Origin of the sequence: Streptomyces sp. NPDC087440, from assembly GCF_044744005.1 — a bacterium.
In the GTDB taxonomy this organism is placed as follows: Bacteria; Actinomycetota; Actinomycetes; order Streptomycetales; family Streptomycetaceae; genus Streptomyces.
Map to the genome: position 1 here is coordinate 1 of NZ_JBIUXN010000044.1, position 12,278 is coordinate 12,278.

Below are 12,278 nucleotides of genomic sequence, written 5' to 3' on the forward strand. Positions count from 1 at the left end.
GACCAACCGATCGTCCCGACCCTGCACAGACGACAGCGAGACCATGCCTGACCAGCGGGAACTCAACGATCACATTCGGTACGACAACGGCTTCTCAGCACGCCTACGGACGTTGTCCAAGACCATCCCCAGCTTCACGTCCACCACTCCAAGGACGTCAGAGCCGCTCTGAGCACCTCCCGACCCGCCGTGTGGCTCCACAGACTCCACGTGCTTCCGCGGCACCTGAAGGTGCCCCTCGCGGGCGTGGAACGCTTTCGCCGCCGCGAGGTTGAGCCTCCACTTGTCGTCCTGCGTCAGCTTTACGGGCCGCTCGTCCTCGTCGGCCGGTTCGAGACCGAGGGCGTTCTCCATCCCCCCCTCACGGATGCGCCCCGGAAACGCGCCTGAGTGACACCGGCCAAATGGATGCAATAGGCATCCAAGGAGTTCCGTAGGACTGTGCACGGGAAGTCGGTGGGAGCCCAGTCGACCCTCATCGTGAAAAGACGCATCTGAGCCATGGTGCTGCAGCCCCCGGTCGCGAAGACCCCTTCTCCCATCACTCTCGTCGGATGTCATGTCCGTCTGGAGCCGCTGACGCCGGCCCACCTGCCAGACCTCTACGCCGCCGGTGGTGGCGACGACGAGCTGTGGCGCTGGATGTCGGTCCCCACTCCGCACACCGAGGAGGAGATGGGAGGCCTGCTGGAGGGGCTGCTCGCGGACTGCCGGGCCGGACTCCGGGTGCCCTTCGCCGTGGTCCAGTCCTCCACCGGGCGTACCGTCGGCTGGACCAGTTACGGATTCTTCAGCACCCGCGACGCGCGCCTGGAGATCGGCTGGACGTGGTACGGCCGCGCCGTCTGGCGTTCCGCGGTCAACACCGAGTCCAAACTCTTGCTGCTCACCCACGCCTTCGAAGAGCTCGGCATGGGACGGGTGTCCTGGCGCACCGACCGCATGAACACCCGTTCACGCCAGGCCATCAGGCGTCTGGGAGCTGTCCGTGAGGGAGTCTTCCGCCGTGAGATGCGTCGCCCCGACGGCAGTTGGCGCGACAACGTCTACTACGCGATGCTCAGCGACCAGTGGCCGGAGGCGAAGGCGCGGCTGACCGCTCGCCTCGCCATGGGGCCTTCCCTGCTCGGGGAGGTGGCTGGCTGCTCCCCTCCCGGCCCCGGCCCCGGCCCCGGCGGAACGGTCAGCGCCAAGGAAAAGTGAGGCCGCCGTCGTGCGCGGCAAGGCGCTGAAACAGTCTCCCGTGTCGGCCGTGACGTAAGGATGCGGGGTCCATCAGCGCGACGGCTTGGGCGTTTCATCCGGTTCGTTGGTGCGTTGAACGATGGGTGGTCGGGTCGGCGGGTTGTCCGTCAGCCCTGTGATCGAGAGGAGTCCGGGTGGCGGTGGCCGAGGGAGACGAAGGGCGTCGGGGGCTGGACGGCACAGCTGACGTGTGGCTGGTGCTGGGCTCCGGTCTGACGGAGCGGCCGATCACCGGTCGCCTCGCGAAGGCCCTGACCGAGGAGTTCGGCGACCGGTTCGCGGTGGTGCGCAGCGACGAACTGCTGCTGGGGGTACGGGGCGGCAGACTGACGCTGCACGACCTGACCGGGTGCGAGCTGGCCGCGCCCAGGCTCGCGTACGGCCGGGTGTGGACTCCGGTGGCGAGTGCGGACCGGGAGATCACCCTGCTGCGGCATCTTGAGGCGATGGGCACCGCCTTGCTGAACCCGGCCGATGCGATGCTGGCGTGCCTGAACAAGTTCTGGCAGCTGCAGCAGCTCGCACTCGCGGGGCTTCCGGTGCCCGACACCCGTACCTACGCCGACGCGCCGCTGGACGGCGCGATCGGTGCGGGGGTACCGCAGCCGTGCGTGGTGAAAGCAGTGCGGGGGCACCGCGGGGAGCAGGTGTTCCTGGCACCGGACACCGCGATGCTGCACGGCGTTCAGGGCTGCCTCGGCCAGGAGGCGCCGTACCTGTTCCAGGAATACGTCGAGTCCTCCCACGGCAGGGACCTGCGGGTGGTGGTCGTCGACGGCCGCGCGGCCGGGGCACAAGTACGCACCGCCGTCGGCGGGGAGTTCCGTTCCAACCTCGCGCTGGGCGGGACCGCCACACCCTGCACGGGTCGTTACCGCCACGGCGAGGACCTCGCGGTCCGGGCCGCCGACGCCCTGGGCCTCGGCGTCGCGGGCGTCGACCTGCTGTTCGCCCCGGACGGCACGTTCACGATCTGCGAGGTCAACGCCAACGTCGGCTGGCGCAAGGAGCGGGAGGACATCACCGCCGCGGTCGTGGCCGCCTGCCGGACCCGACTCACCTCCGCGGAACACACCACACGGTCCGGCCCTCGACAGGGCGAGTAGAGCCGGCCGTGCACATGCCCCAGCGCCCCACCCGCCGATGGCCGCTGCTGCGCAGCCCCAACTTCCGGCTCTTCGCCCTCGGCCAGACGGCCTCCAACACCGGGACGTGGATACAGAAGGTGGCCCAGGACTGGCTGGCCCTGGAACTGTCGCACGGCGACGGGACCGTCCTGGGCATCATGACGGCCCTGCAGTTCCTCCCCCTCCTGCTGCTCGGCCCCTACGGCGGCGTCCTCGTGGACCGGCACTCTAGGCGCCAGATCCTGCTCGTGTCCGAGGCGGTCATGGCAGCCCTCGCCCTGATCCCCGCCGTGCTCGTCATGACCGGAACCGCCCGGCTGAGCACCCTCTACGCCCTGGCCCTGGCGCTCGGGCTCACCACGGTCGTCGAGAAACCGGCCCTGCAGGCGTTCATCGCGGACTCCGTCGCACCCGAGTACCTCCTCAGCGCCCTCGCCTTCAACAGCGCGGTCCTCAACCTCGCCCGCATGGCAGGACCAGCACTGACCGGCCCCCTCATCGTCCTGTTCGGCCCCGGCCCCGCCTTCCTCGCCAACGCCTTCTCCTGCCTGACCGTGGTCGTCTGCCTGCTGCGCATGGACCGCCGAGCCATCCGCCCGGCCCCGCCGGTCCCCCCGGCCAAGCGACAGGTACGGGCAGGACTGCGCTACGTCCGAGACCACCGCGACCTCTCGCTCACTCTCACCCTCGTCGCGATCGTCGCCGCGTTCGGCATGAACTTCCAGATCACCACCACTCTGATGATCACCCAGGTCTACCAGGCCCCAGCGGCCTTCTTCGGGCTCGGCAACACCGCCCTGGCCGCCGGCTCGGTGATCGGCGCGCTACTGGCCGGACGCCGCCAACGGATGACGGGACGCCAACTGGCCATCGCCGCACTCGCCTTCGGAGTGCTGGAGGCCGCATGCTGCCTGATGCCCGACCACATCACCTTCCTGGCTCTGCTCGTACCGACAGGGACCACACTGCTGGTCTTCCTCACCGCGGCCAAGGCCCAGCTCCAGCTCGAAGTCAGCCCCGACATACGAGGGCGGGTCATGAGCCTGTATCTCCTTGCCTCCCTCGGCACCACCCCCCTGATCGCCCCGGGCATCGGATGGCTCGCCCAGACAGCCGGTCCCCGGGCCGCACTCGGCCTGGGCGGAGCCGTATCCGCGGTTGCGGCCCTCACCATCGGCCTGCTCCACCGGCACGCTCCGCCCCTCGCACCTACGCGAGACGCCCCCGACACAGCCCAGCACACCGCGTCCGGCAGCAAGAACACGTAGCCGTTGCGGAAGTCGGCTCCGGCCGGGCCACGGAGAGTGCTGCCGTCGTACAGCCGGTAGCCGTTCACCCAGGTCGCGCATTTCACAGCGACCACCGGGACATGCCCTGGCCCAGCCACCCACTCCCTGCCCAACCAGATACGCCCCAGGGGCTGAATCCTTGGGTTCGGGCGTCCGCCCTCGGGCAATGATCGAGAACTCCCCAGCGTCTCGCCCAGAGGGCGGCCCCGCTCCCTGACGACAGAGATCAGCCAGGGGACCAGCGGGAGGTGGACGCCCGGTCGGCAGCCATTCCGGTTTTGCTTGGTCGTGTCGGGGTGGTGGCGGGGGGTAGCTGGTCGGCATGAGGCCGGTGACGAAGTACGCGCTCATTGCCTTGGGCGTGTGGGTGGCCGCAGCGGTCGTCTTGCTGTGGAGGGGCAATATGCCGTGGTGGATGGCTGTCGTGGTTGCTGGTGCACCCGCGTCTGGGGTGGTCAGTCTCAGCTTGCTTCGACGTCAGTGGGATCAGGCTTCGCAGGACTGGAAGAACCGCCCACGCGGGTGAGAAGGCGCTCTACACACCCGCTCATTTCCAGTGGGACGGGCGCCCGCTCCACCGGTCTGCTGGTGTACGCATCCGTGCTCATCGCGCCGCCGCTTTCTTCGCCGTCGTCCATCGCATCCCCAGCGCGTCCAGCTCGGCCCGGCGTTCGTCGCTGAGTTTGTCGGCGCGTTTGCGGATGTTGTCCAGGACCATCCCCAGCTTCACGTCCACCATCTCCAGGCTGTCAGCGCCGCTCTGAGCGCCTCCCGACCTGCCGTGTGGCTCCATGGGCTCCTCATGCTTCCTTGGTACCTGAAGGTGCCCCTCACGGGCATGGAACGCCTTCGCCGCCGCGAGGTTGAGCATCCACTTGTCGTCCTGGGTGCGCTTCACCGGACGCTCCGACTCCTGTGCCGGTTCGAGCCCGAGGGCGTTCTCCAGGAGCCACTGCTGCGCGGGCAGCAGCGCGTACCACCCGAACCGGCAGCCCTGCACCCACCGTCCGAGGCCCTCGCCCTGGACGATGACTTCACCGGCCTCCATCGGCATGCTGCCGCCGCGCTCCAGGTGGTTCTGCACGAGCCGGAAGCAGCGCTGCCAACCGGCATCCCATGTCGGCGACCACCCCGGATCGATCTCGTCGAGGGCGTTTCGCCGTGCCTGCGACAACCCCCGGTCGCGGCACCGTCGGGGAGTTCAGCCTCCAACTGCTCCGCGCGGGCGTCCGCGAGCCGGGCGGTCGTCCGTAGATTCTTGGCCCAGGTCCCGATGGGGTAGCCGTCCCAGGTCGCTGTGGCGGGCGGGAGGAAGTGCCCGTGTTCGGCAGCCCACCGCTTCGCGACCGTCAGGACTTCGTCGGTCGAAAAGAAATGATGCTCAATCATGTCTTCCTGGAAACACCCGAATTGAGGAGACGCATGGTCATACCGTCGGGGAGAGCGACCCCCTACCATGCCCCGGGAACACTGATCACGAACTCAATCTTCCGGGGGCGGACATGACTCGCTACAGCAGTGGCGGCGAAACCAGGAGAGGCCTGGGAGTCGCGGGTCTGCTTCTGGGGTTGCTTCTCCTTCTCGCAGGCGGCTGTGCCGCCTCCGACGCGGAGTCTCCCCGTTGCGGCGGCGAGAGCATGAAGCCGGGCGATGCCTGCGTGGGCAGCGGTTCCTACGACGGGTACGAGGACAAGCAGGAGGAGGCGGGGCAGGCGTCGTTCTGGCTCCTGCGCGTGGGCGGAGCGCTCGCAGGTGCCGGGGCGCTCGCCCTGGCCGTCGGTCCGGTGGCCGACGCGGCATGGAGGATACGCTCGGCCGCCCGCCGCCGCTCCCGTCCGCTCCCGTCCCCCGCCTCCCTCCCTCCTGCTTCCCGCACCACTCCGCCTGCCTCACCGAACCTGCCCGGCCTGACACCTCCGGTTACCAGGCCCGCACCGGGGCGTGCCCCCAGGCCCACGGCACGGCCCGCACCCCCGCCCGCGCAAACAGCTCCGCAGCGCTTGAACACCGCCCCCGCGAGTCCGCCGTCCCTGCGAGAACAGCTCGCCCAGGAGCTTGGCAGCGTCCAGTTCCCGCAGTCACGTCTGCAACCGGGATACGACCGCCAGGAAGTTGACGTCTTCCTGGCACGCATCCGGGCGAGCCTCCTGGGCGACGGACCGGCCATCGCCCCAGCCCAGATCGACGCCGTTGCCTTCAGCACGGCCGGACATCGCCAGACGGGCTACGACCGCGGTGCCGTCGACGCCTTCTTCACAGCCCTCACCACCTCCCTGCGTACCGGCTAGAGGCACTGCTGCATGGCGGCGGCGCCGAGTGCGTCGAGGACCAACCGGTGGAGCGTGGCCGACACTCTGGTGCCCGGGCAGGCCGTCCGGCTCCAGGAATCGCAACCCAGCAGGGCGAGGGGGATCCGGGCGGGTACGTGCCAGCTCGCCGTCGGGTACAGAGAGACCGGGTCCGTCAGGGGACACTCCTCCAGCGGCACGCGCTGCTGCGGAAACGGCTCCCGCAACAGCGCCGCAGCGAAGACATGGGAACTCTCCCGGTGAGTGTTGGGCGGGGCTGCGCGGCAGTGGGTGCCGGCCTCCTTCCACCGCCACCCGCACGAAGGTGCCCTGCCGCGCTCACCGGGGAGAAAACCCAGAACACCCTGTACTTCCCCTGTGCAAGCCCCGCGAGGCGCACTGGTACAGCCACTCGATGCGTGCGCATCATGTGCAGGGAAGGGCATGCCCGTCAGCGAGGGAGGCCACCGTGGGGGAACACCGTAAACCGGATCCGGATCCCGGAAGAGGCAAGCCTCCGCCCGGGAACGCGGACGGGAAAGCACCGGACCCGCCACCGCCGTCCGGCACCCGCAGGAAGTAGGAACAATTCTCATGCTCCTCGGCGACCGGTACCGCGCCCTGGCCGATGCACTCGACGTACAGGGCTGGCCCGCCGACTCCCCATGGCTGCGCGAAGCCGTCCTTAAGGATGCTCCGCGTCACCTCTTCGCGCCGGACCGGCTGTGGGAGTGGGACGGCCACCACCACGATCCCGTCGACCGCACCCAAGACCCGGACCGGTGGGCCACCTTGGTCTACGCAGGCCCCGACGAGCCGACATTAACGCAGATCACCGACGGGCTGCCCACATCCAGCCTGTCCGCGCCCTCGATCGTCATCGACATGCTCGACTCCCTCATGCCCGAGCCCGGCCACCACATCCTGGAACTGGGCACCGGCTACGGCTGGAACGCAGCCCTGCTCGCCCACCGGACAGGCCCCGGCAGAGTGGTGAGCGTGGAGACGGACCCCGGCCTGGCGACCGCCGCCCACCACCGGCTCACCGAGCACGGCTACGACGTCACGGCACTCACCGGGGACGGAGACCTCGGCGCCCCCGGCCGCCGGCCGTTCGACCGGGTGATCTCCACCTACGCGGTCGAGACGGTGCCCTGGGCATGGGTGGAGCAGTGCGCCCTCGGTGCCCGCATCGTCACCCCCTGGGGGCGCTTGGGCCACGTCGCCCTGACCGTCGCCGACGACTGCCGCTCGGCGACGGGCTGGGTCCAGGGGCTCGCCACGTTCATGCCCCGCCGCGGCACCGACCAGGGCCACGACTTCCACGACCTCCACACCACCGTCCCCGCGGCTACCACGTCCACCGTTCCCGGAGCTGGCGTGCACGCGTTGCGGGACGCGAGCCTCGTCTTCAGCCTGCGCGTCACCCACCCCGACATCCGCATCACCACCACCCTCACCTCCGACGGCCAGGTCACCGCACAGGCCCACGACGGCCACACTTCCTGGGCCACCGCCTCCACCCGGCCCGACGGTCACGCCGTCGCTGAACAGGGCGGCCCCCGCTCTCTGATGGCCGAGATCAGCCGGGGGCAGCAGCACTGGCAGGACCGCGGGGCGCCGTCCCTGTGGGACTTCGGCATGACCGTCGAACCCGACCGCCAGTACATCTGGTGCAAGACCCCGCAGGAGCCGTGGAGTCCTTGACTCGCGCAGAGGGGGCGGTCACCTGAACGGATCCTCAAAGAGCATCCCTCGCTGCCTACCGCCTCTACTGTGCAGTCCATGGCGCGCCTGTGCCGAAGGGCTTTCCGCGTCGGCGCGGGAAGAGAGCCTCAGCTCGAACCAGACCACCTTGCCGGTACTGAGCCGACCAGTGCCCCGTGATCAGCCCGCGCCTCGGCGAGCTCATGTTGATGCGCGTCGTGTCTCTTTCACTGTGTGGGCGTCGGGTGGTTGCCCTGCTGTCGGGCCTTGGTGGGCGGTGTTGTTGAGGGTGCGGGTGTCGTCGGGTTGGTGGAGCGTGCTGTCGTATTCCAGGTGAAGCGGCTGTCGCACGTGTAGGCAGGGGCGGGGGCGTTGCCGGGTGCCGGTGGGTGGGGCGGGGTCACGGTGGAGGTCTGGCGGAGTACGGCCCGCACTGGAGCGTGCCGTCGTCGGCCTGGATGACGTCTGCTCGCTTCCGGCTGCTGAACGAGCCGCCCCCTCGCAGCCATGCCGACTGCCGCCGTTCGTACGTCGGCAGAGTTGTTCCGGGCACCGGCGCCGGGTAGTGGCTTTCCGGTCAACGCCAGAGCTCAGGGATGGCCTGGATCTGTGTGTAGAGGTCCCAGTCCTTCGGCTTGTCCGAAGGGGAGCGCCAGCGGGCCCCGTGCCCGATCCAGTACCCGCGGAGCTCACGAGTCCCTTCGATTCCGGCTGGCTGCGTCTGCGCGTCCCAGCCGCAGCAACTGCAGATCGCAGAGCTCGGCCAGGTGCCTTCGAAAAACGGGCCTCCGGCGTAGCCACAAACACGGCACAGCTCTTCGTCGTCGTTACTGCGAATAGGGTTGCTGAGCGGGTCAATCTCTTCCATAGAGCCCATTTTGCCGGTCTGCCCCTGCTCGTCGCAGCGCGGGTCGTACGCCGGGCACGCGGTGGGTCTTTGACGGCGCCGCACCGGCAGGGGAGGCGGCAAGGCGATGTCTGTCGCGGCCGGAGGGCGCGCCGCATTGAGAGCCCCGGGTGAACCGAGACCCTCGCGGTGGAGTGAGGCCCCGTCCCTCTCAACGACCGCGCTGCGCACGGTCACATCGCGCTGCTCCTGGTGGTGCCCACGGTCCACTCCATGCCGAGTGCGTCGAGCTCCGCCCGGCGCTCCTCGCTCAGCTTGTCGGCCCGCTTCCGTACGTTGGAGATCCACACACCCAGCTTCACGACGCCCCCGGAGCCCGCCTGAGCGCCGTTCCCACCCTTCCCGGAACCGAGGGGCTCCTCATGCTTACGGGGCACCCGAAGGTGTCCCTCACGGGCATGGAACGCCCGGACCGCCGTGAGGTTGAGTTTCCACTTGTCGTCCTGCGTGCGCTTGACCGGACGCTCCGACTCCTGTGCCGGTTCGAGCCCAAGGGCGTTCTCTAGGAGCCACTGCTGCGCCGGTTGCAGCGCGTCCCATCCGAACCGGCAGCCCTGCACCCACCGTCCGAGGTCCTCGCCCTGGACGACGACCTCTCCGGCGGTCATCGGCATACCGCCGCCGTTGGCCAGGTGCTGCTGCGCCAGCCTCAGGCAGCGCTGCCAGCCCGCGTCCCATGCCGGGCACCACCCTGGGTCGATCTCGTCCAGAGCCTCCCGCCGTGTCCAGGACAGCCCACCTGCCGCTTCCTCGCCGGAGACCTCAACCCCCTGTCCCTCCAGCTCCTGGAGGCGGGCGTCCGCGAGCCGGGCCGACGTGCGCTGGTTCTTCGCCCACACACCGACCGGATACCCGTCCCACACCGCAGTGGCCGGCGGCAGGAAGTGCCCGTGCTCGCCAGCCCAGCGGCGGGCGGCGGCAAGCCCTTCCTCGAAGGCATGGTCCTGGTGCGACCAGATGACCCCGAGCTTCTCCAGTTCCCGCACCCGCTCCACCACCAGGTCTCCGGCCCGGTAGTCCTGGCGCTGCTTCTTCAGCCAGGTCCCCAACGGGAACCCATCCGGCGTCCAGTCCGCCGGGGTGACGTAGTCGTAGGGGACCTTCAGCTCCCTGTTCTTCGCGACCTCCCTCGCGTACCGGGCCGCGGCCGCGAGCCCGGACCGCCAGTAGTCGGTCTCCGGGTGCAGCACCCGCAGCGCCACGAACCGGGCCACCTCCGCCGGGTCCCGCGGCGTGGAGAACTTCAGCAGTTCCCGCGCGGGCATGCTCGGACCCTGCGCCTCACCCTGCTGCTCCTGGCCCTCCGCATCACGGTCCTCGTCGACGTCGTCGCCCATCCAACTCCCCGTGCGTGGGCGGGAGTCGGCGATGGCTTCGATCACCTCGGTGTCGTGGGCCCGCAGTGCTCCGAGGACCTTCGCGAGGGTCTCAGCCCCCGGAGACGTCAGCATTTCGTCCGGACTTTCCCCCGGCGCGAGGAAAACGGGAACGATCAGACTGGCGATCTTCCCGTCACCGGGCTGCATACGGAGGGCCCTGCCGACCATTTGCACGATGTCGACCATCGACCCGCGTGCGTCGCAAAAGGCGACGGAGTCACAGTCTTTCGTGTCGACGCCTTCGCCGAGTACGCGAACGGACGCGATCATCTTGAACTTCGCCGGATAGGCAACCGTGCCGCCTTTCCTGTCCGGGACCTCGATCACGTGCGACGCGAACTCCTCCAGCTGCTCCTTGCGGTAGACCGGCTTGTGCTCGCCGTACAGCCAGGACGCCCACACCCGCTCCGCCGGGTGATACCGCTTCGGGTCCTGCGCATACAGCCGCGCCGCAACGCCAGGCAGCCCTTCGGCCATGGCCTCGGCCTCACTGATCCGGGAGTGGAACGTCAGGCACTTCCGCAGATTCTCGTCCGCAGCAGCCGTCAGCAGCCCGGCCTGGAGCGCCGCGAGGCGGGCCCCGCGTACGACGTTCGACCCCCGGTCTCCGCCGGCCTGCGCAGCATGCAAGTCCGGATCGGAAATATCTACACACACCACCTGATAAGGGGCAATCAAACCGCGCGAAATGGCCTGCGCGAGCGTCAACTTCCACGCCACAGGGCCGAATACGGGGGAGTCCGGATCCATGCTCGCGACCAGCCGCGGCGCCTCCCGCCCGCCCCGGCGCGCGTCCTCGGCGGTTTCCCAGATCCTGGCCGTCGCCGTCATGTACAGCCTGCGCACGGCCGGGATCTTCGCTTGGTCGTGCACACCCGCCCACGCCTTCTCAGCATCCCCCGAGGTGCGGTGGGCTTCGTCCACGACCATCAGGTCAAACGGCTCCAGGCCGATCTCATGCGCCAGCTGAACGGCGGTCGTCGCGGTCGCGTAGGTCGAGAAGACCGTCACCAGGTCCTCGTCCTGCACCCAGTACAAGAGCTCCGCCGCATCGGTCGTGCACGGCATCCCGCTGGACGCCGCGACCTTCGTCTCACACGCACCGACCATCGCCCCAGCACGCCCGGCCCGACGCCACTCAGCTGCCATCTGCGCCAGTAGATCCGTCGTCGGTACCAGCACCAACACCCGCCGCGCGTTGAGTCGCTGTGCGGTCACCGCAGCGATCCGTGTCTTTCCCGACGCTGTCGCTGCGATCACCTGGCACCGCAAACCCTCCGCTGGGGCCGGGGAGTCGGCCGGGAGCTGGAGGTGGCGGAGGACGGCGTCGACCGCCTCAACCTGATGAGGGCGAAGCCCGTCCCTCGGCATGAGGTGATTCCTTCCGGGTCTTTAGTGAATGTATATCGTGGCGTATATCGCTATGGGTAAAAGTATGAGCGCAGCGGCCATAGCCCATCCCATTCTGTGAGAGGTCTTAGAGGCAACCAGAATGCAGAACAAACCCATCACTACGACGTAGAGGAAGAGCAGGAAATTTAGCATCACTAGAGCACCCATGGAGATCCTCATTTTCAGTCGGGAAGGAGTTTATTGGTGAGTTGCCAGAATGGATGGTGGTCTGTGCTATGGGTCTAAGGTAGCGGACCCAAAAGGATGACGCACAGAGATTGAAAGAAGACACAGGAAGTGTTCGTCAGATCGCGGAGCGATCAGGCCTGTCGGCGCAGCGCGCCGACCCGTCGTACGGCGAAGCCGTGCGACGGTGCTACTGGGCCACGGAGGGGACCGGCAGCCCGTATCGCAGAGCGATACGGGAAAGAGCCGCGTAGCGGCTCCGCGTCGTGTCTGCGGAGAGTTCCCGGGGGATAAGAGGGCACCAGCCTTGCACAGGAGGCGTGAACATGAGCGGACGGGATGGACTGCCGGCAGGTAAGAGGCGAGTGGCGTGGGGGCGGAGGCTGCAGTGGGCAGGCTTACTGATCATTGCCACCGTTCTGGGGTGGCGGATAGCCGATGGCGATTCCGCTGGGGACGTAGCGCTTACCGTGGTGATCGCCATGGCAGGTGTTGCAGGGATCTTCGCTAGCCGTAGGTCCCGTAGGCAGCAGGAGGGCCACCCCAAGGGCCCCGAGTGAGACACCCCGTGCGCCGTAGCGGGCCCAACTCGACTGCGGAGCAGGCGAGTTGCCAGCGCGGAGCGCTGGACTTCCGGGGGCGCGGAGCGATCCCGGAAGTGCTGGGCCACGGAGTGGACCGGCACCCTCGGCCGCGGAGCGGCCGAGGGAAGAGCCGCGTAGCGGCTCCGCGTCGTGTCTGCGGAGCAGACCGCGCGC

General features: G+C 68.7%; 9 protein-coding genes and 1 pseudogene. 5 read left to right on the forward strand and 5 right to left on the reverse strand.

Translation table 11 applies throughout. The annotated features are described in order from the left end of the window. Positions 1 to 69 precede the first annotated feature (69 nt). Positions 70 to 354, reverse strand: coding sequence for a helicase associated domain-containing protein (locus ACIO3O_RS42380; protein WP_401756266.1), 285 nt, complete (start codon positions 352 to 354; stop codon positions 70 to 72). A gap of 147 nt (positions 355 to 501) precedes the next feature. Between ACIO3O_RS42380 and ACIO3O_RS42385 the strand changes: the two genes are divergently transcribed. The 3 genes from ACIO3O_RS42385 to ACIO3O_RS42395 all read left to right on the forward strand — a co-directional run bounded on the left by ACIO3O_RS42385 (position 502) and on the right by ACIO3O_RS42395 (position 3,640). Next, a complete protein-coding gene (locus ACIO3O_RS42385) occupies positions 502 to 1,203 on the forward strand; it encodes a GNAT family N-acetyltransferase (RefSeq protein ID WP_401756269.1) in 702 nt (233 codons plus the stop codon). Between the two features lie 182 nt (positions 1,204 to 1,385). Then, positions 1,386 to 2,351 carry a RimK family alpha-L-glutamate ligase gene (locus tag ACIO3O_RS42390; RefSeq protein ID WP_401756271.1) on the forward strand — a complete coding sequence of 322 codons (966 nt, stop codon included), beginning with the start codon at positions 1,386 to 1,388 and terminating at the stop codon, positions 2,349 to 2,351. Positions 2,352 to 2,365: 14 nt separating this feature from the next. Beyond that, positions 2,366 to 3,640: an MFS transporter gene (locus ACIO3O_RS42395; RefSeq protein ID WP_401756273.1), complete on the forward strand. Its 1,275-nt coding sequence runs from the start codon at positions 2,366 to 2,368 to the stop codon at positions 3,638 to 3,640. A gap of 625 nt (positions 3,641 to 4,265) precedes the next feature. Here ACIO3O_RS42395 and ACIO3O_RS42400 read toward each other — a convergent pair. Both ACIO3O_RS42400 and ACIO3O_RS42405 read right to left on the reverse strand, forming a co-directional pair. Beyond that, on the reverse strand, positions 4,266 to 4,745 hold the full coding sequence (locus tag ACIO3O_RS42400) for a helicase associated domain-containing protein (RefSeq protein ID WP_401756287.1): 480 nt from the start codon (positions 4,743 to 4,745) through the stop codon (positions 4,266 to 4,268). Between the two features lie 131 nt (positions 4,746 to 4,876). Continuing rightward, positions 4,877 to 5,119: pseudogene (locus ACIO3O_RS42405) on the reverse strand (helicase associated domain-containing protein); the annotation flags it as partial. Between the two features lie 542 nt (positions 5,120 to 5,661). Between ACIO3O_RS42405 and ACIO3O_RS42410 the strand changes: the two are divergent. Both ACIO3O_RS42410 and ACIO3O_RS42415 read left to right on the forward strand, forming a co-directional pair. Beyond that, on the forward strand, positions 5,662 to 5,949 hold the full coding sequence (locus ACIO3O_RS42410) for a DivIVA domain-containing protein (RefSeq protein ID WP_401756276.1): 288 nt from the start codon (positions 5,662 to 5,664) through the stop codon (positions 5,947 to 5,949). 594 nt (positions 5,950 to 6,543) lie between these two features. After that, positions 6,544 to 7,656: a methyltransferase domain-containing protein gene (locus tag ACIO3O_RS42415; RefSeq protein ID WP_401756279.1), complete on the forward strand. Its 1,113-nt coding sequence runs from the start codon at positions 6,544 to 6,546 to the stop codon at positions 7,654 to 7,656. A gap of 577 nt (positions 7,657 to 8,233) precedes the next feature. Here the strand turns inward: ACIO3O_RS42415 and ACIO3O_RS42420 are convergent. Then, positions 8,234 to 8,524 carry a hypothetical protein gene (locus ACIO3O_RS42420; protein WP_401756281.1) on the reverse strand — a complete coding sequence of 97 codons (291 nt, stop codon included), beginning with the start codon at positions 8,522 to 8,524 and terminating at the stop codon, positions 8,234 to 8,236. A gap of 212 nt (positions 8,525 to 8,736) precedes the next feature. Beyond that, positions 8,737 to 11,313, reverse strand: a complete 2,577-nt coding sequence (locus ACIO3O_RS42425; protein ID WP_401756284.1) for a Helicase associated domain protein — start codon at positions 11,311 to 11,313, stop codon at positions 8,737 to 8,739. Positions 11,314 to 12,278 lie beyond the last annotated feature (965 nt).

Coding starts and splice junctions, on each gene's coding strand:
- ACIO3O_RS42380 (WP_401756266.1), bottom strand. CDS start 354: ATGGAGAACGCCCTCGGTCTCGAACCGGCCGACGAGGACGAGCGGCCC.
- ACIO3O_RS42385 (WP_401756269.1), top strand. CDS start 502: ATGGTGCTGCAGCCCCCGGTCGCGAAGACCCCTTCTCCCATCACTCTC.
- ACIO3O_RS42395 (WP_401756273.1), top strand. CDS start 2,366: ATGCCCCAGCGCCCCACCCGCCGATGGCCGCTGCTGCGCAGCCCCAAC.
- ACIO3O_RS42415 (WP_401756279.1), top strand. CDS start 6,544: ATGCTCCTCGGCGACCGGTACCGCGCCCTGGCCGATGCACTCGACGTA.
- ACIO3O_RS42420 (WP_401756281.1), bottom strand. CDS start 8,524: ATGGAAGAGATTGACCCGCTCAGCAACCCTATTCGCAGTAACGACGAC.
- ACIO3O_RS42425 (WP_401756284.1), bottom strand. CDS start 11,313: ATGCCGAGGGACGGGCTTCGCCCTCATCAGGTTGAGGCGGTCGACGCC.